Source organism: Paenibacillus sediminis, from assembly GCF_017873765.1.
Taxonomy (GTDB): domain Bacteria; phylum Bacillota; class Bacilli; order Paenibacillales; family Paenibacillaceae; genus Paenibacillus_AG; species Paenibacillus_AG sediminis.
In genome coordinates this window covers 151,939-174,627 of record NZ_JAGGKP010000004.1, presented here as the reverse complement: position 1 = coordinate 174,627, position 22,689 = coordinate 151,939, and the positions used below count along the sequence as shown (strand labels likewise).

The window sequence follows — 22,689 nt, the reverse complement described above, 5'->3', positions numbered from 1 at the left end:
AGCGCTCTTGTTATACATGGACTACAGACTTCTTTCTAACAAGGCCCCGACTTGTTTGGCCATTGCTTGAGGAGAGTATGGCATTCCATTTCTGATCCACCATTCAATGACACCTACATAAGCAGTCCCAGCATATTGCAACATAACATCTTCATATAAATCAGAATTTTTTCCGCTCTCTCTGTCAATCTCACCTTTGAATCCTTCCATAATAAAATCAAGAAGCCGCGTTCTAAAAGATGGGGCCCCTTTACTCGCTAACATGGTCGAAAAGAATAAATAATTTTTCTCGAAATATTCAAAAAAAGGTAAAAGAGCATTGTTCCAATCCATCTTGCACGCCCATTCACCCATCTCTCCTAATTCGTTAATGTGTGTTTCTATGAGTTTATCCAATAAATCAAATTTGTCCTGATAATGAAGATAAAAGGTTCCACGGTTTATGTTTGCCCGGTCGGTAATATCCTGAATTGTAATATCATCGAAATTTTTTTCAGTCATCAGCTCAATGACAGCTTTTTTCATAGCTTCTTGTGTTTTAAGAATTCTACGATCCACTTTTGTCATCGTAAATATGCACCAAACTTCCATAAATAATTAACATTTTCGAGCAATTTGTTGAGATATCAACATATCACGTTACTTTAACCATTGAATATAATCGTAATGCTTATATAATAATGGACATAAGTTGATTAATCAATGGTATTTGATTAATCGTAGTGTGTTGTCCTAAGCTTGTCTAACAATTGGCTTTAAATGGTTATAGGGCCATTTTGGCCGAGCCGGGATCTAAGAAAGGGTCATGCAGCTACCCAAAACCTTAAGCAGTCGGGTTTGGATGTTTCGTTTGTGCGGATGGATGTCGATGATAAAGATTGAAAATGGATCCTTCCATACTGGAGAGAACGATGCCGTAAAACAAGCAGGAGGTTTAGTTATGGATCGAATTGAGAATAGCAAGGAAACCGATCCGGATTTTCAGGACATCCTGAGCCGCTTCATTTTTGGGGAAGTTTTTTATCAAGGTAACTTGGATAACAAGCAGTGTGAGCTTATCACCCTAGTGGTGCTTGCAACTAATCAAACCTTGCCCCAGCTCAAGGCACATGTTTATGCCGCGCTGAACGTTGGACTGACACCGGTGGAAATCAAAGAGGCCATTTATCAGTGCGCGCCATACCTTGGATTCCCCAAAACACTAAATGCCATCATTGAGGTCAACGAAGTCTTCAAAGCCAGAAATATTGCATTGCCGCTTGAAAGCCAAAAGCAGGTTGAAGAAAATAACCGGTTTGACAAGGGGCTTGCAGTGCAGGTAGAGATTTTTGGGGAAGTCATTGCGAAAAATCGGGAAAATGTCCCATCCAATCAAAAGCATATACAAGACTATCTTTCCGCCTTTTGTTTTGGCGACTTCTATACTCGTGGAGGTCTTGATTTGAAAACGCGGGAGCTGCTTACCCTCTGCATCGTAAGTAGCCTGGGAGGTTGTGAAAGTCAAGTCAAAGCGCATGTTCGGGGCAACCTGAATGTCGGTAATGACAAGGAAACCATGATCACCGCTATCACTCATTGCCTTCCATATATGGGTTTTCCGAGAACATTAAACGCTTTGAGTTGCGTAAATGAAATCATTCCGGAATAGTTTGAGAAAATTTAGTGAACAAACTGTTTTCGCTATCTCTTGTTTTTTTGCTGACCTTCACCCGTATGGCTTAAGGCGGTAATACCAATAGAGGAAAACTACGGATAATCATTCGACTAGTGTAAAAATAAAGTTGATATTTAACAACGAGGAAGTAACGGAAAAACATGGACGATAATCCGTCAAGCCGCGACTTTATAAAGCGACTTCCAATAACGTTAACCTTCGAGGATTATGCTGGAACTGAAAAAATCAGCAGGCTAGAAGAAAGATTATCCAATGAAGCTGCACCGTCAGGCACTGATCCTTCCGTTGGAGATTTTAATTATTATTCCCCTTGGGGCCATTTGGCTATATGTTATCGAGATTTTGGTTATGAGATCGGGCTTAGATGATTATTCGTCCAGCAGCTCAAGTTGGTTAATTATAAAAGTAAAAAGAAAGTAGGGATTAAAAAATGAAGAACCAACACTTAAACAATAGCACAATCTTCCCGTTGGGCCAAAAAGTAGAACAATACTTTATCGGTGACGCATACTTACAAATGGTGTTTACCGATCCAACACCACTCAATACTGCTATAGGGAATGTAACCTTTGCTCCAAGTGCTCGCAATAACTGGCACTCTCATTATGCTGGGCAAGTGTTGTTAGTTACTGGCGGTGAGGGTTGGTATCAAGAAGAAGGAAAACCAGCTCAATTCCTCAAAACAGGCGATGTGGTAAACATTCCACCGAACGTAAAGCATTGGCATGGGGCTACGAAGGATAGCTGGTTTGTACACTTAGCACTTACACCAGGGCAAACAGAATGGTTAGAACCAGTTGATGATGAATGGTACAATAAATTATAAAATTTCTGTTGCCTGATAACTGATACTTAGGTAGAACTTTTGAGGATGAAAGGGATAGATAAACGTACACATATTTCGTTAAGTAGGCATAAGCTGAAAAGAAAAATGTACGAGGGGAAAAGATCTAAATGCAGGATATCGGGGCACTATGTCAGGAATTTGCTCATATTTTGGGTGGGGAAGGAAACATAAAACATGAAGTATGTAAGGTGGAAAGGGATCGCCCGCATATTAAAATAAGCATATTGGGAAGACCAAGCCATTCTGGGCTGGCTCTACACTCTATGTGGTCGTTTGAATCAATGGACAATCAGGGGAGAACTTTAAACCTAGGGGAAACAGCGCTCCTTCAAGAAGAAGCTTATCCATTTATCTGGCATCTACAAAGATACGGGATCATGTTGACTGCTCTGCATAACCACTGGCTAATGGATAATCCTCATCTTGTTTATGCTCACTACGCCTCCGTTGAGGAGCCTTTATCCTTTGCAAGAAAAGTTGCAGAAGCTTATAAGGTCTTACAATAATACAATTTCTTTATATGAAATTATGTCTAAAACCGGGCTCCCTAGTGGAAAGGGCCCCGGTTTTTTCGCAATTATCTCTCATGAGGAGTGCCGAGTTACAGCTGCTACAGTGTCAATTCTCAACATGCCCGCATACTGTTAATAATACATCTAGGGAAGAAGAGGCATGTACATGATTAAAAGGCATAAGGTACGGCTAGTTTTATTTCAAAGAGACTTTTTCACAAGGCGAAGAAGGGGTTTTCTTTAGGGTAGACCGATTAGTCACCGACAATAAACAGCAATTCATTAGTCTCCGCTCCATCCATCGCTTATTTAATGTTGACTTGCTTTTTAATGTTTGTAAGAAACGTGTTACAATTCGGCAACCTGGTCATTTTTTTGTGACTCTAAACGGGGATACATTGAGAGCACACTCATGCCGCAAACGAGACGTCATCACATCTGCTCACTAAATGGATTTCCCACAATCAATTAAACCCAGTTTAACACTTTATTTCAGTGTTTTGACTGGGTTATGTTTTTTTAGGGGTTCAGTGACATTATTCCACCCCATGTTCTATTGCCGGATTGACGTTTCTTTTATGATGTAGAATGAAATAAATAATAGCCGTGAATGCAACGATTATGGCAGAAATCATGTATACTGCTGAGTAACCTGAGCTTGAAGCCAATACTCCTAAAAGGTAAGATCCTACGCCATAACCAAGATCGAATAAAACAAAGAACGTGGCTATTGCAACCGCTCTGCGGTGAACATTTGCCGCTTGCACGGCAATCGTCTGAAAGCAAGGCAGCAGGGCGCCATAGCCGAGACCGCACACAAGTCCAGATAATAAAAATAAAGCGGGCGAATGGGCCAACCCTAGCAATAGCATGCCTATCGTGAAGGCGCCAATGCTTGGATAGACAATGACATGTTCTCCGTATTTATCGAGTATTTTGCCGATAAGCGGACGCGGAAGAACGGGCGACTGCTCTCACAAACGTTTCGATGGGTGCAAACTGTACAAGATTGATACGTTTAAGGTTTCATGAATGTGCGAAAAATGTACGAAAAAGTGCGTGCTGCGCGGGAGATTGTACATTCGTGAAGATAGATTTTCCATAAAGAGTGGATTTTTTAGATTCATTGACAATTAAATTAAATACATTTAATTCTCGCATGCCGCACGCTCCTATTGTAGTTTCATTTTTTGCTAATGAATACGAAAATTCGGAGGTTATTATCATATGTGTGGTATTGTTGGATATATTGGTAAAAGAAATACACAAAACGTCTTAATTGAAGGACTTAAGAAACTTGAGTATCGCGGTTACGATTCTGCGGGTATTGCTGTATTCACAGACAAAGGTCTTGAAATTGCGAAAGCGAAAGGCCGTCTAGCGAACCTTGAAACGAAGCTCGAAAATACACCGCTTATTGGTTCCGTGGGTATTGGACATACTCGCTGGGCAACACACGGTAAACCGTCTGATGTCAACTCCCACCCGCATACAGATGACAGCCACAAGTTCTCCGTTGTTCATAACGGTATTATCGAAAACTACTTGGAGTTGAAAGAAGAACTGATCGCTGAAGGACACACTTTTGTGTCAGAGACGGATACAGAGGTCATTTCTCATCTGATTGCACGTGAATATGAAGGCGATATTGTAAAAGCCGTTCAAAAAGCGATTAGCCATATGCGTGGTGCATATGCACTTGGAGTGCTTACAGAGTATGAACCTAATAAATTAGTTGCAGTTCGTCAAGCAAGTCCGCTTATTATCGGTGTTGGCGAAGACGAGAATTTTATCGGATCTGATATTCCTGCGATTCTCGAATACACACGTAATGTGTACATTTTGAATGACGGCGAAATGGCTGTATTGACACAGGATGCTGTCGAATTGATGACGATTGAAGGCAACTTTATTTCTCGGGAAATGATTCGTGTCGATTGGGATGCTGCAACAGCAGAAAAAGGCGGTTTTGAGCATTTCATGTTGAAAGAAATTCACGAACAGCCTAAAGCATACCGCGATACAATGCGCGGCAGAATTGACGCTTCTGGTAAACACGTAGTATTGCCTGAACTTAAGCTGAATTCAGAACAAATTAAAAATATTCGCAACGTTCAAATTGTAGCGTGCGGTACAGCGTACCATGCAGGTCTTGTGGGTCGCAGTGTAATCGAGCAGCTCGTTAAAATTCCAGTGGAAACGGATGTTGCTTCGGAATACCGTTACCGTTCACCAATTATAACGCCAGAGACACTCGTTATCGTCGTGAGCCAATCCGGTGAAACAACGGATACACTTGCAGCTCTTCGCGAAGCACAAAGCCACGGAGCGCATGTGCTTGCCATTACGAACGTAGTCGGAAGCTCAATCGCTCGTGATGCTGATGATGTAATCACAACACTTGCAGGTCCGGAAATTGCGGTTGCTTCAACGAAAGCTTATACTTCTCAGTTGATTGCTTTCTACTTGCTGGGCTTGTATCTTGCTGAAGTACGCGGAACGCAAACTCCAGAGCAAATTGCTCATATCATTGCTGCTATGCAAGCATTGCCTGAGCAAGTTGAGAAGATGCTGTCCCAAGCTGATGCCATTAAAGACTTTGCAGAACAAATTTCGAAACATGAAGACTTGTTCTTCATCGGCCGCGGTCTTGACTATGCTGTAGCTCAAGAAGGATCGCTTAAGCTGAAAGAAATTTCTTACATTCACTCTGAAGCTTACCCAGCAGGTGAATTGAAACACGGTACACTTGCTCTGATCGAAGACGAAATTCCTGTGATTGCACTTGCAACACAAGAAAGCGTCCTTGAGAAAACAGTAAGCAATATTAAAGAAGTGAAAGCGCGCGGCGCAGAAGTTATGGCAATTACATTCGAAGAGCACGTTGCTGGACTGCTGAAATCTGTAGACCAAGCATTTGCAATCATCACCCATATTGTTCCATAATTCACACATCTCCACTTCGCCCTAGTGATTCTCACTCCCATGTCTCAGCGGACCATAGCCCTTTCATTCCTATTGGTCACATCTAACCCTAACTACAGGGTGGAGGTCGGTCTTTCTAACGGAATGGGTCCGAGCCCTTTTGTTCAATGTCTCCCGATAATCCGTGCAACTTGTCATCCTACGAATACTTGAGCTGGTGAGGACAGATTGCTTTATGCTGCATGTGGGAATACCTTAAACGGTTCGTAAGATGCTTGGCTTTTAGATAGAGCTACGAGCAATCGTGCTACTTTAGCGAATAATTTCATGATGGATTTCATCTTCTTTAGTTTCTTTTTCTCTACATTGTAACAATGTAACCTCGAATTTCCGGATTTGTCATGACCATACTCATCATCATGAGATAAAGAAAATGACGTAGATGTGGCCGGCCACGTTTACTGAGCATTCATGTTTCCTCGCAATTCCCAGGGCCTCTACGCCGATGACCAAGTGATGAACAGTAATGGATTCAATGAGTTGATTTTGCTTATTTTGTGCCTTAAATTTCATAGTAGAGCGACCTCCTAATGGGTTTTTTGAGACAATAACCTCGTGCGTGACCCCATCTTATAGAGGCGCTCGTTTTTGTTAAAACGCCAAATTATTCTGTTTACAGGGATTCTAATGGGGGAACGTTAGTTGAAAACAATAAAATGGCAGCCGATCAGAAGATCAGTTGCCAATTTTAATGAAGTATAGGTGAGTTTACTTCAAATATAGAATAATGTTCATGTAAAAGGAGGATATAACTGGTAGACATAATTACCACAAGTGGAGTCATCAGTTTAGAAAAATCCACTAGCGTTGCATAAACCTTGCGAAAACGTTATGTCTGAAAATTAGAAATACCCTTATAAATCAAAAATCCAAAAAGGCGATAGCTTCCTAAAGGTAGCCTGTCTCATTTGGATGATTTATACAAATATGTATGATTAGATAAGATCAGCGGAGTGAGTTGTCGTAGCAATCGTTTTATTTCTTCGTCGCCTTCCCTTGGATGAACGACTTGGTTTTTGTTTCATTCGGCTTAACCATTGAGCATAGGGCTGCCATAGTAATTTAATAAGCCATCGAGTCAATTGCAGTAGACTGTGATCGACCTTCGTATCCAGTTTGACGAGCAGTAGCAAACAAAAGGCGATAAGGGCGATCCAGACCTGATTATGAACTGCGCGGTCGCTTTGACCATGGAAATGCTTGATCCTCAGATGCTGCTTCATCCACTTAAAAAACGTTTCAATCGCCCAACGACTGCGATACATGTCGCTGATCTCGTCACAGGTCAGGTCAAACCGATTGGTAACCAAAAATAACAGATTGCCCTGAGAATCTTTCGTTTGAACCATCCGAAGCAAATGCTTCATTTTCTTTTGTGGAGAGCCAACTCGCACTATGACATCCTCACTGACACGGCTTTCTTGCGGAACTTCAAGAAACTCAATAGGTTCAATGCACGCATTATTCTTCAGCCTTGTGACGAAAGAGATGTTATTCTCGCAATAGCGGTCGAATGCGGAATAGTCCATGTAACCTCGGTCAAACACATACGTGAAGCCTGGTTCATCCGTAAGCTCATCGAGCTGTGTACGGTCGTTCTTCTTTGCATTCGTAATGGTCGCCTTCTCTGGCAAGACATCTTGTTCGCCGACAAATGCCAGTCGCATATGGAGTTTAATTCCTGCCTTCGTCTTGCGGAAGGTTGCCCATTTGTACTTTTGCAAGCAAAGGGCGACGGTAGTCGAATCGATAATCTTTATTTTGTTACGTGCAGCTGGTGCATGATAGGTCGTGAGAATTCGTTTGACGAGACGCTCAAACAACTGTTGAAGCAAATCCGGATCCACCTGATTATGCTTCCGACTAAGTTGAGCTGCGGAAATGGACTTCAGCCCAAGTTCACGTTGAAATGCCTTGCAGAGCACATCATCGGCAATGTGCCTGAGACCTTTTCTGCCTTGCAGTTGTGCATGCAGGAACAGTTTCAAGTAGGCTGCAGTCGTTAGCTTCTTCACATACTTATCTTGCTGAGTTCCTATAACCCAATCTGTGAACGTTCTCGTACATATTGGTGCTAACCATTTACCAAATGAAGAAATTAGGATATGCTTGTCCATGCGTGAATCCTTTCATTGGATTATGGACAGGGCTACCTTCCATATCTATTGTAAAGGATTTTTTTATGCACAATTTTAGATAAGACAGAAAGTTATGAAGATTCCGAGAACATTAATGCAACGCTAGTGAGAAAAATCATTACTTTAAAAACGATATAATTGTTTAAGCCGACAAATTTTTACATAATTTGGTGCTTAGGGATTATGGAATTATTCTATATAATTCTATAATATTACATGTGTATGAATTAACCATGTTAATAAATAAGTGGTAGAAATGGGTAACCAGTATCATCTTTGATTGAGATGCCGGCCTGCTTTCAATATAAAAAATGCTAATTAAATTGGAGGAATTTATATATGAAGCATAAAGGTAAATTGGCTATCGCCACACTAGCAGCTTCTGTGCTCTTTGCCGCAACATCAGCCTTTGCCGCGACAGCTACTTTCTCGGGTAGTCTACCAGCCAATCAAGGCGATACTGAAATTAGTACCGTAGCGAGAGCTAATGAAGATACTGCTGTGAAGTATTTTAGCATCAAAATAACAAGTTTAGGTAGCGGAACATACGTTAGAGCATGGACAGAAAAAAGTGGTGGTATTGGTGCGAATCCCAATCTATCAGATCCATATAATCAAGTAGCTTTTGATAGCGCATATCACACTATTAACTACTCCACAGTACCCACTAAAGGTACTAATGTCATATTAAACCTCGACAATCCTGTCGTTACAAGTTCGACAGTTTCTGTTTCAGGTGCATGGAGTCCCAACTAAGCTGACTGATTTATGCTTATGCTCTTGAGATTTAGCACAAACATGGGGACAAGTAATTTACGTCCCATGTTTGTGCATTTTGTTACTTGAAGGGACTCTTCATAAAATGTTTTTGTCACAAAGGAGAGGAAAAATCGAGTGGGAGATTTGCTAGTAAGTTATCTGAAAATTGATATCAAAAGACTGATTACAGATAAAAAAGTATTATTCGCAGTTCTGATATTGCTTATTATTGCCGTGATTGATCCAATTACAGTAACTAGACATTTTACTAAATATGCTGGTTCAGCAGAGACAATTGGGCAGAATCCGTTCCAGTTTTGGATGTTAATGAATTCAGTAAGTTGGGGGAATAATTTATACAGTACTGTATTTTGGATTCTTGCTGTGTTATTTACCGGGTTGATCTATTACGAAGATAAGAATACCTCACTGTATATGTATCAAATTACCCGAGGAGGTAAAGGTAGGTACTTTGTTTCAAAGTTCATTTCTACCGGTATGCTGTCTTTCCTTACAGTACTAGTCACTTTGGAGATAAATGTTGTAATGACCTATAAGCTATTCCCTGATACGATCAATAAGACTGAGTATTATGATCGATTGGTTCCGCATGCAGGAAGCTTTGTATATAACGCTTTTTTGTCGAATCCGATGAATATGGTTCAAATTTATACACTGATTAATGCTTTAGCAATCTCTATATTTGTCGTGTTTTCACTTTGCATTAGTATGCTGCTTAATTTCAAAAATAGGTATGTTATTCTTGTGACTCCGGTAATTATTCTATATGCAATTAACTATATTTTTGATTCCTATCCAACGTTGTTCACCTATGACATTCGAATAATCCTTCAACCTGTAGCGGTAGGTGCATTAACAAGTATTATAACTTGGGAAAATGTGATTATCGTTATTGGAGGATGGATATTAGTGGATCTAATATTAATTGGTGCAGTTTTTTATAAAATGAGAGATTGTTATGAATAGATTTATATTTTTCTGTGTGTTTACGATCTATATTGCAATTAGTGGAATCATCTTTTTGTTTAAAATGCCTATCAGTAATAACTGGTTCGATCAGTGGATATTTGATAAGTTTTTCGTATTTCAATTTATTTCAGTAGTTACAATCGGACTGACTATTGAAGGCAGCTATTTTAATAATCTATCGTATGTCAGAATAGGAAACAGAAGAAAAATACTCATAAAAGAGTTGATTGGATATTACACACAAGGGTTTATCTGTTTAAACATTATGTTCATGTTTATAATATTCGGTGCATTGTCACTTAGAGAAAGTGGTTTTATATTGCAGTTGACAGACTGGTATTTTAGATATTTATTAGGAATTATCTTATTTATAAACGTAATGTCATGTTTGAAATGGTCTAACAACTTAATTTTGAGAAGACATTGCATGTTAATTGTATTTATATGGTTGGCTTTGGAACTTATATTGTTCCGACCATATATTAAGAAATTCTACTCACTAGATATAAACTTGTTATTTTCGTGGGTCTTTCATAAAGGACCGGAAAGTTATTATTGGATGCTAGGTTTAGTATTACTTACGCTACTTTTAAATTTCAGGATTAGTGATAAGAGGAATTTTATATGATAAGCGTGTTCAAGCATGTAAAACCATTCTTTCTTATTATTTTATTGGGTAGCATTCTGGCTAGTTATAGCTATTTAAAAAGTATTGGCATTAGTGATCTTACAACAATGTATCAAACTATTTTTGGAGGTAAACCTTTAAATGGAGTGCTGTTAAAAAGCTTATTCGTTATGATATTTTCATTATTACAATATACACTTATTGACTATATTGTTTTCTATATTGATAACTCTGATAATTTATCTATTCGATATGGAAATAAAAACGATTGGTTAAAAGCTCTGTTAAAAGGCGCTTTAATCATCACCGCGGCATTTGTAATATTATTTTATTTGATAGGGTTACTTTTTAATATTGTTTCAGGTAATTTCGATGTGTTTCAAACGATTAATATGAATACTGTTGGGGTTATAGCGAGAGTCTACTTATTTTGTACAATTGCGGTTTTTGCTCAGATATATCTATTACTTAAGTTCACGAAAACAAGTACTTTTATGATAATGGGGGGGATTTCAATTTTTTTAGCTATGACCAATCATTATCAGGCTTTGGCTTTTTATATTTTACCTCGATCCAGTAGTCCAATGATTACATTGTTAAATGTCGTTGAAAGTATAGTTCTTGCTATAGCACTAATTGCCCTTATTCAAAGAAGAATCCTTAAGAAGGAGTTATCATCTTATGAAAATTGAAGCAACCAATTTCACCAAGTCTGTCGGTAAAATAAAAGTTCTTGAAAATATAAATGTATCTCTAGAAAGTGGGAATATATACGGAGTAGTTGGTAAGAACGGAAGCGGAAAAACAATGTTTTTGAGAATGATTGCTGGCCTGATACTGCCAACTAATGGCGAGGTGAGAGTAGATGGAAGAGTTTTGGGGAAGGATATTTCATTTCCTGATAAGTTAGGGATACTACTTGAAAAACCAAGTTTCCTCGGTCAACTGACAGGATATGAAAATTTAAAAATGCTAGCTAAGATAAGAAATGTTACTAAAAGTGAAGATATTCAACATTATATGAGTATTTTTGATTTAGATTGGGAAACTAAGAAGAAATTCAAAAAGTACTCGTTAGGAATGAAGCAAAAATTGGGAATTATCCAGGCTATTATGGAAAATCAACAAATTATCATATTGGATGAGCCTTTTAATGCCCTAGACGAGACTTCTGTGGGAACATTAAGACAAGTGTTAGAGAAGCTGAGAACAGAACAAAAGTTAATTGTAATGACGTCTCATAACAAAGAAGATATTCAATTATTATGTGATCACACCTTTACGATTTCTGATGGAAAAATAATAAACGTTCATAACAAATTAGAACAGAAAAATGATCGAATCACTGCTAAAGACGCATAATGGCCGCGCGCTTGGTGTTCATTCGTTTCAAGTGGCTTTACGCTAGTATGGTAAGGATGTGTGTCACTAATCGGGTATGGCCTCACACTTTAAGGCATACCTTTTCAAAGTGTAGATTATTTATGAGAGCGATACGTAGGCATTGTGACACAATTGTCGAACGACAAGAACTTCTATACAAAATAAAAGCCGTATTAGGGCAAGAACCTCTATACAATTCCGTGGTCCCAGAAAGAGATGAGTAATAAAGTTAAGCTGGGAACGTAAGTTAAAGAAATAGTGGAGCAGTCTGCCGGCGGCAGCTGCTCCATTTTTTTAACTTGAAGGGTAGAGAACGGCCACTAACACCGGCTGCCGTTTTCTTAACTACAGGTCAGAGTAGTTCCAAGGTGTGGTATTATTGGAGTCTGTCAAGAATTTTGTGTAAACTCTATTAAAGGATAATCCTAAGTCCCTAGGGGCTTAGCGTAAATGTGAACCAATTCGGTCTGGGAAAAAACAGAGAGTTGAAGTAAAATCTGTCCCCAGTTTTGGACTCTTCCTGTCCAGCGGTGTATCATTAAGCTAACGGGCAGTTTTGTTGAATAAGTTATAAATTTAACATTTTAAAGTAAAAGCATTTCTTTGTAATGAGAAATGCTTTTTATTTTTATCAAAAACGATATTAATTTATTGTATAACGATAAATTATGTGGTGAAGTTAAAAACTGACATTAAATAAGTGAGGTGCAGTTTATGATACGAGGAAAAACACTCTTTTTGAAGATAGCTGTTATTCTTATTGGAATCCCAATTCTCGCTTTGTGCATATTTTTAGTGCCTAAGATTGGGAATTTTGCTGGAGAATTGTATCCAGAAATGGCTTATATGAAATCTCTCGTTTTAATCGATATGTACGCAGCAGCGATTCCTTTTTACTTAGCTCTGTATCAAGCTTTTAAACTTTTAAGCTATATTGATAAGAATCAAGCGTTCTCGGAATTATCGGTAAAAGCTTTAAAGAATATAAAATACTGTGCCATCACAATCAGTACCTTGTACCTGCTAGGTATGCCACTCTACTATCTCATGGGGAAGAGAGTTGACCCTCCAAGTTTCATACCAATGGGATTGGTCATTATTTTCGCCTCTATGGTGATCGCCGTGTTTGCTACTGTTCTCCAAAGACTTTTACAAGAAGCTATTAATATAAAATCAGAAAATGATTTAACGGTCTGAGGTGGAGCATATGGCAATTATTATTAATATTGATGTGATGTTAGCAAAACGAAAAATGAGCGTAACGGAGCTTTCGGAGAGGGTTGGAATTACTATGGCAAATCTTTCCATTCTGAAAAATGGGAAAGCAAAAGCGGTTCGTTTTTCAACATTAGAAGCGATATGTAAGACTCTGGATTGTCAGCCAGGTGATATTTTGGAGTACAAAAGCGACGAAGACACTCAATAAAAACAGACAACAAATTTATTTAACTAACGGGTCTCTTTAGTTCAACAAATCATGTAGCAGTTTGCCGCGGCAACTGCTCCCCGAATCCCTTTCTTTTTCCTGGTGCGCCCTCCCGTTTTATCTAAGCTTGCCATTACCGATAAGCGCCGCGAACCATAACGTGATTCACGTCGTTTGGCCGTTCCTCAATTTATAGGATTTTATGGGTACGGGCAACTAATTTTGGGTAATCAACGTCTATAGAGATAGGAACGAAGGTGATTGGAGTTTAAGGTTCAGAAGGTGAGAAAACGTTGGGACGCTCGAATCGAGTTCGCACGCAACTATATGATTAAGAACTTTAGGAGGGAGCAAATTTGAGAAAACTTGTCGTCTTACTTGCTCTGTTTAGTTTTAATTTAATGGGCTATGCTCATGCTCATGCAGCGGCGGATTATGATAAAAGGCCTGTGGAACTAAACGTTAATGGGAATTTTATTTCAATGGATGTACACCCGACTATGGATACTAATCGCTTGTTTATTCCTATACGTTTATTAGCGTCCTTAGGGATTCAATACAGTTGGAGTCCTTCTTCAAAAGTAGTGACTTTACAGAATAAAAACGGAGAATACTTGAAGATTACTGTAGGCAGTAAGGTCGCATATAAGGGGAGTCAACAGATACAAATGGATCAGGGCGCAAAAAATCAGGATGGACGCGTGCTTGTCCCCATTCGATGAGATGACTTCGGTAAGCTGCCGGAGTCATCTTTTTTAAGTTCCATTGCTTTCTGGTCGTGTTATAGTGCTCCATATATTCATCAATCATGTACTTCAATTCTGCTAAGTTACGTGCTTCCTTGTAATCTACTTCATCTTTTAAGTGCCCGAAGAATGACTCCATGGGGGCATTATCTAGACAATTTCCTCTACGTGACATCGATTGAAGGAGTCCTAGTTCTTTAACACGTTTTTGATATTCAGGATGTGTATATTGCAAGCCTTGATCCTAGTGAATTATTGTTTCCGGATGAATATTCCGATCTAATGCTTCCTTTCACTTTGCCAGTGTTCTGTACACAATACTCATACGTAAACTGGTGGAGAGATCATACGCAATAATTTCTCTTGTGGCGGCATCTTTAACGCAAGACTCCCTTACCCGCTAGATTTTCTTTCACCGCTTGTATTTTAAATTCAGCTCTATATTGAATCGCACGATCAGATACAGAAGCGACATTTGGATTCATTTCTAATAATTGTCGTTGATGTTCATTAAATATAATCTTACTCATAATAACTTCTCCCGATTTACTTCATACATTTTAGTATAACGGGGTTTTGAGCTAGAAAAAACAAAAAACCCCGAATAGATTCACTTTTTTAAAGTGTCTACTATTCGGGGTTCAGTTCACCCACCTCGTGTGTTTTGCTCTATTATTTAAAAGTTCTTCCTATCGCCAGGATATATTTTAATTTCTCTTCATAATTACTAGCCGCAAAATTATCTACTCTGTTAAATGTTTGATTAATACTAAGTGCTGGTCGTAATCGTTCATTGTTCTGATCCGTAGTGTTCCAGTCTGCTTCCATTTGGAACGCATTATCAAACATAAAGATAATATGGAGATCTTCCTTCCCTTGAGCTATGGCTTTTCCAGATATATTTTTTGAGGTGATATTAATCGAACCCTTCTGTAATTTTCCCTTTTCATTATCGTTTAAAGTCAAATCGTAGGTAAGAGGCTGAATGGCGTTATAATCTGCAATTTGATCTGGAGGAAGATCAGATTCTTTGATTAACTTAATCGATTGATTTTTATCTAATGACTCACTTTCAATATGCACCATTCCTGTTTTCGGATCTATATTTGAAGGGATATCTGAATTATCAATTAAAGCCCGAACCGGAATAAACATAGATTGATTATACATCACTGGAATGGTATCCATTGCTTTTTCGGTGTTATTTACTTGAATAATATTGGAGCCTACAGTAATATTTAAAACTTTATTGTTCAATTGGATTGATGCCGTTTTTTGTGCTTGGTTATAACTTACATTGCTGCCGATCAGCTCACTTACCGCCCGTAATGGGATCATCAAACGGTTGTTTTTATCGAGATAAGGTTGTTTTGGAAATGTGTACAGAACGTCATATTCGTTGATTTTAAGCAATACTGGTACTTTCTTTTCAACGATGGAAGGAGATGCATAACTGTTCTTGGAAAATCCCAAAATTACTGCCATTGCAACCATTGCAGTAATAAAAAACTTTGCCTTTTTCACTCTTTTTCACCTCCGTTAATAATTGTAATTCCTGAATTAGGGATAAGGAAATCCTTATCCCCATTTGAATTAAAGCTATAATTGAATATTAACAGTTTCTTCGCCCGCATTGATATAATTTACAGATACATGGGCTGAGTCATTATTATAAGTGCCGCCTGTTTGACTAGAACCCCAACCAGTATAAACAAGGCTTCCAGTGCTATTATAATATCCAATGGTGATATCATGCCAATGAACGCCCTTCATAAAGGAGCCTGTAGTAAAACTTTCTCCGTTTTTTTGTCCGATAGTGGTCATTCTTTTTAATCTCATTTTAGATCCATCTTTCGTCCAACCACTCACGCCAGAACGAACAATCGTCGTTGTTTTGCTTTCTCCTGTTGTTGTAATACCTGATACAGCCAAGGTAACTTCATTGGTTGCAGTAACATAAAATTTCAAATAGATGTCTTGTCCTGATTTATAACGTGGAGTTGATGTTACCATTTGTCCGTTTGCCAAGGTAGACGGTGCCCAATCATCATACATTGTGCTATGCTGCATTCCAGCATCAACACCTACATCAGTCGCTCCCCAGCCTCCAGTATAAACATAAGCTGTATCATAGTATGGTGCTGCACTATTATTGTCTTTTACATTGGATCCACCCGGTAAAGTTACGTAAGTACTTATCCAAGAGTATCCATCATTGGAATAAACTCTTCTGTAAGGTCCTGACCCCCCTGTTTGTGGAGGAATAGAGGAGTAAGGTGAGATAATTGAGGAATCATTTGGAGTAGTGGACTCAATCACTTGCTGATCCATAGGTAGTTCTTGGTTCCCTGGTCCAGTGATCAATTCGCCAGAAGCCGCAATTACATCTCGATCTTTGCCAATAATGGAGCTGTCAATTTTAGCTTGAATTGCTTTATTAACCGGCAATAAAGGGTTTACATTGTTTTGAGACTCTGAACTTGAACCATTGAATGAAGAAGCGGATACTACAGAACCTCCCAATAAAAACAATGAAAGAATTAAGCTCGTTGATTTAGGTATAAATCTCACATTAAGCCCATCTTTTAATAAATTTATTATGAAAGCTGGCCAGCTATTCACACTTGACTTATTGAAGTAGAGTCTTTGAGTCACTAGCTTTAGAGAAAAGATATTATTAGGGGGTAGATAAATCATCTAGTATTAGAACACTTTAAACAGGCGTAAGTTACATGTGAGGTAAAAATTTTCCAGGAACAGATATCTGTAGCAAATTCTAGGGAGAAATAATCGCTTCTCAATGAATACCCTTCAGGAAAAATTGTGGTGGTGCTGGACAACGGACGAATCCATAAAGCAGCTACCATTGAATATTTCGTTCAGGATGAGCCGCGTCTGGAGTTTGTGTTTTTGCCAAAATACTCTCCAGACCTCAATCCCATTGAGGGTCTTTGGAAATGGCTGAAGAGTGATGTCATTCACAACGTGTTTGACGATAAAACCTACAAAATCCGAACTGCCGTCAGCAGATTTATAAAGCGTGTTTACCAAAATCCAATGGAAGCCATTGATCGGCTGTGCATAAATGTGTAATTTATGCCCTTTAGACCATACGCACCACGTTCCCGAATATCGTGTAGGAGCTCTTTCCATACGAATGCAGACTCTGTAGGCGCTAAGGTGTAGGCAAGTACTTCTTTCGAACCATCTTCCCGAATGCCCAGGCTAGATGCACAGCTTCTTTGGTAACCGTGTCACGCTTTACCGCAAGATACGTAGCATCCAAGTAGACGGGATGCTCAAATGAAGGTCTCCGTACTCGGTATGAAGGGTACGTGAGTAGGTTCCATTACGGGAATTGCCTGAATGAAAGCCAGTTCGGTCATACTTCTCATAATCTAGAAAAGCGGTTAGTTCGGTTTCTAAAAGGTGATTCATGGATATTTCTAGATGAAAACGAAATACTTCGGTCACATCTTGTTTGGTCACTAGTGCTTGGACTAAATTTGTTGTAAACTGATTCATAGGGAAGGCCTCTTTTCTATGGATTGTTGTCTGGTAACTCCATTCTACTAGAAAAGGCCTTCCTTTTTTGCTATTCAGCTATTTACACATAATATTTTACGCTCTCTATGAGTTCTCAGTTTGTTAGTAAAAATGTTGATGAATTAATTGATAAGCTCGAAAGTAGTGATGATTTGTATTCGCAGATTGAAGAATACATTAATAAACGTATCTATGACGAAATAAGTGAAGAATTGAATGAAGTAGGGAGGTTTGGTTACGGTTCCGATTATATATCGATAGATGTAATCGAGGACATTCAATTCGAGGTTATTTCAAAAATGATCTCTGACGATAATGTTGATATTGATTGCACGGTTAAATTTATAGCTTATGTGGATCATAACTTTCACGTTGATAGTAGAGAACCTGATATAGAGATGAGCGGATCAATGATCTGCCAAGTAGAAGCTTCTATAACTATTGACATATTATCCGGACACCATGATGACAGTACGAAAACACTTGATCTGACATCGACTTGTATCGAATTCAATAATTTTGATGTAATCGAAGCAACAGATCCATTCGAAGGACCAGATCAACTTGATGGTCCTGACTTTGACGACGATGATGATGAAGTTGATTACTTCGATGATTATGACGATGATGATCAATAAAAATGCTACAATTATAGATTGCTTAAAACGTTTATTTAGTTCGTTTGATTTATTACAACATAATCCATAGTCCAAAATTCCGGTAGAAATTATGAATATCAGTTATGCGTGATTTGCAGTTGGAATTGTTATTGGAAATATTAAACGGATGAGAAGACCAAGAGAAAATCAACTTTCATGAGCGGATTGAAGAATTAATGAACGGAAAAGAAATGTTCTCAATTGCCCGTCAATATTTAGATACAGTTGTACTCAAATCATTTACCAACTCTAATGTCACTGAATAGTTCAAAAATAAAAAAGTGTGGAACCAGTAAAAAAAGTCTGGAACCACGAAGTCAGTCCCGATGATAGAATTATTCATCGGGACTTTTTACTAATAAGGAATGAGACTAGGTCGCTCTGATTAAAAGTTTAAAGCAAATTAGCTAATGTTTTTTCACTTAAAAAAGTTCGATGTTAGGGGCAGAGAAACAAAATGAAACCTTATTCGTTTAATATTTGGAGAACGAAGCACGCAAGTGGACGCAAAATATTTCGCTGATAATGGGGCAGCAGGTTGCTGTGATCGATGGCATGGCAACTATGGGTCTTCCAAGGAAACGGTAAAGTTAGACATATCGATCAAATCAGTACATAACCGCATCTATGTGCCTCTTCGATTCGTGTCGGAGCAGTACGGCTACAAGGTCGGTTGGGCCAACCATACGGTCTCCATACAATCGCCGTTGTACGAGAAAGAGCGGGTGGCTCTCTATGCCGGCAATCTGGCGGCAGCCAGGAAAATCGCGATGAGCGCCATGTTCGCGGGCGGCCATTACGAGCCCACGCCTTTGCAGACGCTGCATAGAACGGAGAATTACGACACCGAGTTCCTGTCGGATCGCACAGGTCCGACGCCCCGAATCGACAAGACCTTCCTGTATTACGACAGCGGATTTGCGGGTCCCGCCCGCTGGGTCAGAAGCGGCCGGGTCGGCACGGATGGGAAGGTTGAGCAAACAGCCGTGAAGATCACAACGGACGGAAAAGTGACCGATTATATCGGAACGATCGCGTTGACACTGCCAAAACGAGAAAAGAATGGAAACAGTAGAAATACCGCAAGCATTTAGTGTAGAAAGAAAATAAAATGTTAGACTGAAAAATAATGTATTAGACACTCATGCCGCAAACGAGACGTCATCACATCTGCTCACTAAATGGATTTCCCACAATCAATTAAACCCAGTTTAACACTTTATTTCAGTGTTTTGACTGGGTTATGTTTTTTTAGGGGTTCAGTGACATTATTCCACCCCATGTTCTATTGCCGGATTGACGTTTCTTTTATGATGTAGAATGAAATAAATAATAGCCGTGAATGCAACGATTATGGCAGAAATCATGTATACTGCTGAGTAACCTGAGCTTGAAGCCAATACTCCTAAAAGGTAAGATCCTACGCCATAACCAAGATCGAATAAAACAAAGAACGTGGCTATTGCAACCGCTCTGCGGTGAACATTTGCCGCTTGCACGGCAATCGTCTGAAAGCAAGGCAGCAGGGCGCCATAGCCGAGACCGCACACAAGTCCAGATAATAAAAATGAAGCGGGCGAATGGGCCAACCCTAGCAATAGCATGCCTATCGTGAAGGTGCCAATGCTTGGATAGACAATGACATGTTCTCCGTATTTATCGAGTATTTTGCCGATAAGCGGACGCGGAAGAACGATCATGACACCGAAGAAGACAAAGAAATAACTGGCGAGTGAACCCATGGAAAGCTCTTTGGCATAGAGGGATATAAATGAGGTAAGACCACTGTATGCGAATGCTAGCACGAACCCTGCCAAACCAATCGGAATAGCTTTCGTTTCAATCAATTGGCTCCAATGAAATTTTTCTTTAACATTTTTCTGTGCCATCGGTAATTTCGGAGCACGTGTACTCATACCAAACAGTAAAGCAAGCAAGCCAAAAATGGCGCAAATGCCGAATAAATAACCATAACTAAGATGTGACGTAATTGTCAGTCCTACAAACGGTCCAATGACCATAGCTAAGCTCATGAACAAGCTGAAATAGCTGATGCCTTCTCCTTTTCGATTCTCAGGAATAAGACGAAGTGCAAGCGCGTTGGTTGAAGTGGTCGCAATTGCGAAGCTGCCACCGTGCAAGAACCGAAGCAACAGCAGCATAGCCATACCGGCAATGTTCAAATAAGCTGCGGATACAACAAAGAATGCCGCCAATGATATAACGGCTACTTTCCTTTCCCCATACTGGGCCATCCATTTCCCGGAAAACGAACGAAGTAAAACTGCAGCGATGACAAACACCGTCATTGTCAGGCCAATTTGCTGTCCAGTACCATGAAAATTGTCCTTCACATAAACAGGCAGGGATGTCGCCAATGTGTAAAACGTTAAAAATACAAAAAAACTGCTTAAACAAATCTTTACAAAATCTCCACTCCACAATATTGTGTTTCGTTCTTTCACGATATTTTCTCCTCTAAGAAGCAGTACCTTTAATTGTTTCTCTCGCGGTATCTCTCTATATTTTTGTTTATTTTTTGCATAAATGCTTTGAAGGCCGAAGCTTCATGATCAGGAATATCCAATAACAAGGCACGGATGAACTCCGCTTCAATCGGTTCAATCTGACGTACGGCTTCCTTCCCTGATTTGGTAATATACGTGTGATAAGATCTACGATCCTCGGAATTAGTGACTCGATTTACGAAGCCTTTGCGCTCCAATTGATCCAAAATTCTCGTTATATTGGCCGGATCCTTTTCGGTTCGCCGAGAAAGCTCTTTTTGGCTGATTCCGTCTTCCTCACTTAAACAAAGGAGAAGACCAAACTGCTCAGACGTCAAATTGTAATCTTGAGTCAGCTGGGTCAAGCATTGCGTTAATTTACGGCCCGTATTGCTGATCAAATAACCGACCGATTCTTTTAATTTCACTAGCAGGTACCTCGCACCACAATTAGTTTGCATAGCAACTATATTTATAACAAATCAAATAACAGAGGTCAATAAGCACAGGGGGCATATGACGCAGCTGGAGCACAACGTAATACGTTCGTCTTCTTTGTGGAACGAAAATACTATATAATGCGTGTAGATACATGTCACCCGGGGGCTTTGTTCTGTTAAATAAACGCTATATACCGAAAGGGGGCACCACGTTGAAGCATCATTTCAGCGATTACATAACCATATACATCCACCAGTCGGATTTGATCATTTCTAATTATATTAAAAACTTGCTCAGTCCATTTAATATCGCACCGGAACAAAATTTGATCCTGCTGCTGTTATGGGAAAACGACGGTCTTTCTCAAAGTGAATTATCGGCCAAGCTTGGTAAGGATAAAACCAACATCGCCCGTATGGTTCTCAACCTGGAGCAGAAGGGTTTGATACGTCGGGTCAGCGATGAAAACGATCGGCGTTTGCTAAAGGTCTTCTTGACTGAGAAAGGACGGAAGTTCGAAGAACAAGTGATTCCGGTCATTGATGATTTCAATGATCAGGTGCTGCAAGGTATTTCGGAGGAAGAACTGAATGCGGTAAGAAGGGTACTCGCGAAACTGATCGATAATGTGCGCTAGTACAATCTATCTAATGAGATGGATGTTACAATAACGCTTTGCTGAGTCATTGGTTTGATCCCATGAACTAGCTGGCGTTTTTTTTTGCTGTTGTGATGGCGTCATTATAACATTGTAAAAAAATAATTTTTATCTGTATGTGTTTTTCCTAAACCTCAGAGGATGATCGGCCGAATAATAATATAGCAAGCTTGTTAACTTCAGCATCTAAACTCAATTAGTAGGATTTACCATAAACAACGAGTATATTGCTTCGCTCGAGATTTACCTTAGGGTTATACCTGTTATCAAGCGATGTTATCCGGTAGATGCATCTGTGATCCTCAGTAACCTGACACATGATATAGGACTATTTCCCGGTAAAGAGATCGATCTAGGCATTAAGAATGGTGATATCCTACACGATCAGACCCCGATTGCACAGGCAATGAAATTAAATAAAGAAATATTGTCCAACGCTCCTGCTCATATCTATGGCTTCGAGTTTACGGGCATAGCCTTGCCGCTCCACGATAGCGAAGGACGGGTTATAGGGGATTAGGCGTGGCAATGAGAAGGCAAACTGAGCTGAGAGAAATATCGGATAAGATTCTCACCTCTTTGTCGCAGGCGAACGAAGGCATTTTGCAAGTCGCGCAGGGCTCTTGCTGAATTCGGACAGCAGCTTTTGGAGCAATCGAAGCAGCTCACGCTGGGGAAAAGGGAAGAGGTTTCGCAATCGTGGCGAATGAGATCCAAACAGCAATCGAAAAGATCGCCTCGATCGGTAACGAGCAGGCGGCGTCCAGCAAGGAAATTTCGGAATTCTGA

At 39.5% G+C, this 22,689-nt stretch carries 24 protein-coding genes and 4 pseudogenes; 16 read left to right on the top strand and 12 right to left on the bottom strand.

The window, feature by feature from the left end; genetic code table 11:
* Positions 1-21: 21 nt before the first annotated feature.
* Entirely contained in the window at positions 22-567 is a 546-nt protein-coding gene (locus tag J2Z20_RS10660) for a TetR/AcrR family transcriptional regulator (protein ID WP_209849360.1), read from the bottom strand.
* A gap of 373 nt (positions 568-940) precedes the next feature.
* On the opposite strand from J2Z20_RS10660, the gene J2Z20_RS10655 reads away from it, so the two are divergent.
* The 4 genes from J2Z20_RS10655 (at position 941) to J2Z20_RS10640 (ending at position 3,028) form a co-directional block, all read left to right on the top strand.
* Positions 941-1,648: a carboxymuconolactone decarboxylase family protein gene (locus J2Z20_RS10655; RefSeq protein WP_209849358.1), complete on the top strand. Its 708-nt coding sequence runs from the start codon at positions 941-943 to the stop codon at positions 1,646-1,648.
* A gap of 167 nt (positions 1,649-1,815) precedes the next feature.
* A complete protein-coding gene (locus J2Z20_RS10650) occupies positions 1,816-2,043 on the top strand; it encodes a cyclophilin-like fold protein (protein WP_209849350.1) in 228 nt (75 codons plus the stop codon).
* A 62-nt stretch (positions 2,044-2,105) separates the two neighbouring features.
* On the top strand, positions 2,106-2,501 hold the full coding sequence (locus tag J2Z20_RS10645) for a cupin domain-containing protein (protein WP_209849347.1): 396 nt from the start codon (positions 2,106-2,108) through the stop codon (positions 2,499-2,501).
* Positions 2,502-2,629: 128 nt separating this feature from the next.
* Complete coding sequence (locus tag J2Z20_RS10640; protein ID WP_209849344.1) at positions 2,630-3,028, top strand: DUF1259 domain-containing protein; 399 nt, start codon at positions 2,630-2,632, stop codon at positions 3,026-3,028.
* Positions 3,029-3,570: 542 nt separating this feature from the next.
* Here J2Z20_RS10640 and J2Z20_RS10635 read toward each other — a convergent pair.
* Positions 3,571-3,978, bottom strand: coding sequence for an MFS transporter (locus J2Z20_RS10635; RefSeq protein ID WP_209849549.1), 408 nt, complete (start codon positions 3,976-3,978; stop codon positions 3,571-3,573).
* Between the two features lie 283 nt (positions 3,979-4,261).
* Here J2Z20_RS10635 and glmS point away from each other — a divergent pair.
* Positions 4,262-5,959, top strand: a pseudogene (gene glmS, locus J2Z20_RS10630) (glutamine--fructose-6-phosphate transaminase (isomerizing)); the annotation flags it as partial.
* 361 nt (positions 5,960-6,320) lie between these two features.
* Here glmS and J2Z20_RS18000 read toward each other — a convergent pair.
* The 3 genes from J2Z20_RS18000 to J2Z20_RS10615 form a co-directional block, all read right to left on the bottom strand.
* Positions 6,321-6,428 (bottom strand): transposase, encoded by a 108-nt coding sequence (locus J2Z20_RS18000; protein ID WP_245252237.1) that lies wholly within the window; start codon positions 6,426-6,428, stop codon positions 6,321-6,323.
* The gene (locus tag J2Z20_RS10620) at positions 6,377-6,532 is read right to left on the bottom strand and encodes a hypothetical protein (protein ID WP_209849562.1); all 156 of its coding nucleotides are present in this window, start codon (positions 6,530-6,532) and stop codon (positions 6,377-6,379) included. Before J2Z20_RS10620 ends, J2Z20_RS18000 begins: the two co-directional genes overlap by 52 nt.
* Before the next feature lie 422 nt (positions 6,533-6,954).
* Positions 6,955-8,136 (bottom strand): IS4 family transposase, encoded by a 1,182-nt coding sequence (locus tag J2Z20_RS10615; protein WP_209849338.1) that lies wholly within the window; start codon positions 8,134-8,136, stop codon positions 6,955-6,957.
* Positions 8,137-8,496: 360 nt separating this feature from the next.
* On the opposite strand from J2Z20_RS10615, the gene J2Z20_RS10610 reads away from it, so the two are divergent.
* From J2Z20_RS10610 to J2Z20_RS10580, 7 genes are all read left to right on the top strand, one after another.
* A complete protein-coding gene (locus tag J2Z20_RS10610) occupies positions 8,497-8,913 on the top strand; it encodes a DUF2712 domain-containing protein (protein ID WP_209849335.1) in 417 nt (138 codons plus the stop codon).
* A gap of 138 nt (positions 8,914-9,051) precedes the next feature.
* Entirely contained in the window at positions 9,052-9,903 is an 852-nt protein-coding gene (locus tag J2Z20_RS10605) for a hypothetical protein (protein ID WP_209849332.1), read from the top strand.
* Between the two features lie 627 nt (positions 9,904-10,530).
* Positions 10,531-11,226, top strand: coding sequence for a hypothetical protein (locus J2Z20_RS10600; RefSeq protein ID WP_209849329.1), 696 nt, complete (start codon positions 10,531-10,533; stop codon positions 11,224-11,226).
* Positions 11,216-11,896, top strand: coding sequence for an ABC transporter ATP-binding protein (locus J2Z20_RS10595; RefSeq protein WP_209849326.1), 681 nt, complete (start codon positions 11,216-11,218; stop codon positions 11,894-11,896). The genes J2Z20_RS10600 and J2Z20_RS10595 overlap by 11 nt, the downstream gene beginning before the upstream one ends.
* A gap of 735 nt (positions 11,897-12,631) precedes the next feature.
* Positions 12,632-13,114, top strand: coding sequence for a DUF2975 domain-containing protein (locus J2Z20_RS10590; RefSeq protein WP_209849323.1), 483 nt, complete (start codon positions 12,632-12,634; stop codon positions 13,112-13,114).
* Positions 13,115-13,124: 10 nt separating this feature from the next.
* Entirely contained in the window at positions 13,125-13,343 is a 219-nt protein-coding gene (locus J2Z20_RS10585) for a helix-turn-helix domain-containing protein (protein WP_004434885.1), read from the top strand.
* 401 nt (positions 13,344-13,744) lie between these two features.
* Positions 13,745-14,065 (top strand): copper amine oxidase N-terminal domain-containing protein, encoded by a 321-nt coding sequence (locus J2Z20_RS10580; protein ID WP_209849546.1) that lies wholly within the window; start codon positions 13,745-13,747, stop codon positions 14,063-14,065.
* Here J2Z20_RS10580 and J2Z20_RS10575 read toward each other — a convergent pair.
* From J2Z20_RS10575 to J2Z20_RS10560, 4 genes and pseudogenes are all read right to left on the bottom strand, one after another.
* A pseudogene (locus J2Z20_RS10575) lies at positions 14,061-14,477 on the bottom strand (integrase core domain-containing protein); the annotation flags it as partial. The gene J2Z20_RS10580 and the pseudogene J2Z20_RS10575 overlap by 5 nt on opposite strands.
* On the bottom strand, positions 14,467-14,619 hold the full coding sequence (locus tag J2Z20_RS10570) for a hypothetical protein (RefSeq protein ID WP_209849321.1): 153 nt from the start codon (positions 14,617-14,619) through the stop codon (positions 14,467-14,469). The pseudogene J2Z20_RS10575 and the gene J2Z20_RS10570, both read right to left, overlap by 11 nt.
* A 142-nt stretch (positions 14,620-14,761) precedes the next feature.
* The gene (locus J2Z20_RS10565; RefSeq protein ID WP_209849318.1) at positions 14,762-15,613 is read right to left on the bottom strand and encodes a copper amine oxidase N-terminal domain-containing protein; all 852 of its coding nucleotides are present in this window, start codon (positions 15,611-15,613) and stop codon (positions 14,762-14,764) included.
* Between the two features lie 75 nt (positions 15,614-15,688).
* Complete coding sequence (locus tag J2Z20_RS10560; protein ID WP_209849315.1) at positions 15,689-16,786, bottom strand: hypothetical protein; 1,098 nt, start codon at positions 16,784-16,786, stop codon at positions 15,689-15,691.
* A 108-nt stretch (positions 16,787-16,894) separates the two neighbouring features.
* Here J2Z20_RS10560 and J2Z20_RS10555 point away from each other — a divergent pair.
* Positions 16,895-17,182, top strand: a pseudogene (locus J2Z20_RS10555) (transposase); the annotation flags it as partial.
* Positions 17,183-17,184: 2 nt separating this feature from the next.
* Here J2Z20_RS10555 and J2Z20_RS10550 read toward each other — a convergent pair.
* Positions 17,185-17,614: pseudogene (locus J2Z20_RS10550) on the bottom strand (transposase); the annotation flags it as partial.
* A 173-nt stretch (positions 17,615-17,787) separates the two neighbouring features.
* Between J2Z20_RS10550 and J2Z20_RS10545 the strand changes: the two are divergent.
* Together J2Z20_RS10545 and J2Z20_RS10540 are read left to right on the top strand one after the other, a co-directional pair.
* Positions 17,788-18,273: a hypothetical protein gene (locus tag J2Z20_RS10545; protein WP_209849310.1), complete on the top strand. Its 486-nt coding sequence runs from the start codon at positions 17,788-17,790 to the stop codon at positions 18,271-18,273.
* Between the two features lie 521 nt (positions 18,274-18,794).
* Positions 18,795-19,388 carry a stalk domain-containing protein gene (locus J2Z20_RS10540; RefSeq protein WP_209849307.1) on the top strand — a complete coding sequence of 198 codons (594 nt, stop codon included), beginning with the start codon at positions 18,795-18,797 and terminating at the stop codon, positions 19,386-19,388.
* A 174-nt stretch (positions 19,389-19,562) separates the two neighbouring features.
* On the opposite strand, the gene J2Z20_RS10535 is transcribed toward J2Z20_RS10540, so the two are convergent.
* The gene (locus J2Z20_RS10535; RefSeq protein ID WP_209849304.1) at positions 19,563-20,759 is read right to left on the bottom strand and encodes an MFS transporter; all 1,197 of its coding nucleotides are present in this window, start codon (positions 20,757-20,759) and stop codon (positions 19,563-19,565) included.
* A gap of 29 nt (positions 20,760-20,788) precedes the next feature.
* Positions 20,789-21,229, bottom strand: a complete 441-nt coding sequence (locus J2Z20_RS10530; protein ID WP_209849300.1) for a MarR family winged helix-turn-helix transcriptional regulator — start codon at positions 21,227-21,229, stop codon at positions 20,789-20,791.
* Between the two features lie 224 nt (positions 21,230-21,453).
* On the opposite strand from J2Z20_RS10530, the gene J2Z20_RS10525 reads away from it, so the two are divergent.
* Positions 21,454-21,879: a MarR family winged helix-turn-helix transcriptional regulator gene (locus J2Z20_RS10525; protein ID WP_209849297.1), complete on the top strand. Its 426-nt coding sequence runs from the start codon at positions 21,454-21,456 to the stop codon at positions 21,877-21,879.
* The last annotated feature ends 810 nt before the right edge of the window (positions 21,880-22,689 follow it).

Excerpts from the sequence above, each read along its gene's own strand:
- J2Z20_RS10580 (WP_209849546.1), top strand. The coding sequence starts at position 13,745 with ATGGGCTATGCTCATGCTCATGCAGCGGCGGATTATGATAAAAGGCCT.
- J2Z20_RS10660 (WP_209849360.1), bottom strand. The coding sequence starts at position 567 with ATGACAAAAGTGGATCGTAGAATTCTTAAAACACAAGAAGCTATGAAA.
- J2Z20_RS10615 (WP_209849338.1), bottom strand. The coding sequence starts at position 8,136 with ATGGACAAGCATATCCTAATTTCTTCATTTGGTAAATGGTTAGCACCA.
- J2Z20_RS18000 (WP_245252237.1), bottom strand. The coding sequence starts at position 6,428 with ATGCTCAGTAAACGTGGCCGGCCACATCTACGTCATTTTCTTTATCTC.
- J2Z20_RS10640 (WP_209849344.1), top strand. The coding sequence starts at position 2,630 with ATGCAGGATATCGGGGCACTATGTCAGGAATTTGCTCATATTTTGGGT.
- J2Z20_RS10610 (WP_209849335.1), top strand. The coding sequence starts at position 8,497 with ATGAAGCATAAAGGTAAATTGGCTATCGCCACACTAGCAGCTTCTGTG.
- J2Z20_RS10600 (WP_209849329.1), top strand. The coding sequence starts at position 10,531 with ATGATAAGCGTGTTCAAGCATGTAAAACCATTCTTTCTTATTATTTTA.
- J2Z20_RS10590 (WP_209849323.1), top strand. The coding sequence starts at position 12,632 with ATGATACGAGGAAAAACACTCTTTTTGAAGATAGCTGTTATTCTTATT.
- J2Z20_RS10655 (WP_209849358.1), top strand. The coding sequence starts at position 941 with ATGGATCGAATTGAGAATAGCAAGGAAACCGATCCGGATTTTCAGGAC.
- J2Z20_RS10645 (WP_209849347.1), top strand. The coding sequence starts at position 2,106 with ATGAAGAACCAACACTTAAACAATAGCACAATCTTCCCGTTGGGCCAA.
- J2Z20_RS10570 (WP_209849321.1), bottom strand. The coding sequence starts at position 14,619 with ATGAGTAAGATTATATTTAATGAACATCAACGACAATTATTAGAAATG.
- J2Z20_RS10585 (WP_004434885.1), top strand. The coding sequence starts at position 13,125 with ATGGCAATTATTATTAATATTGATGTGATGTTAGCAAAACGAAAAATG.
- J2Z20_RS10620 (WP_209849562.1), bottom strand. The coding sequence starts at position 6,532 with ATGAAATTTAAGGCACAAAATAAGCAAAATCAACTCATTGAATCCATT.
- J2Z20_RS10560 (WP_209849315.1), bottom strand. The coding sequence starts at position 16,786 with ATGATTTATCTACCCCCTAATAATATCTTTTCTCTAAAGCTAGTGACT.
- J2Z20_RS10595 (WP_209849326.1), top strand. The coding sequence starts at position 11,216 with ATGAAAATTGAAGCAACCAATTTCACCAAGTCTGTCGGTAAAATAAAA.
- J2Z20_RS10650 (WP_209849350.1), top strand. The coding sequence starts at position 1,816 with ATGGACGATAATCCGTCAAGCCGCGACTTTATAAAGCGACTTCCAATA.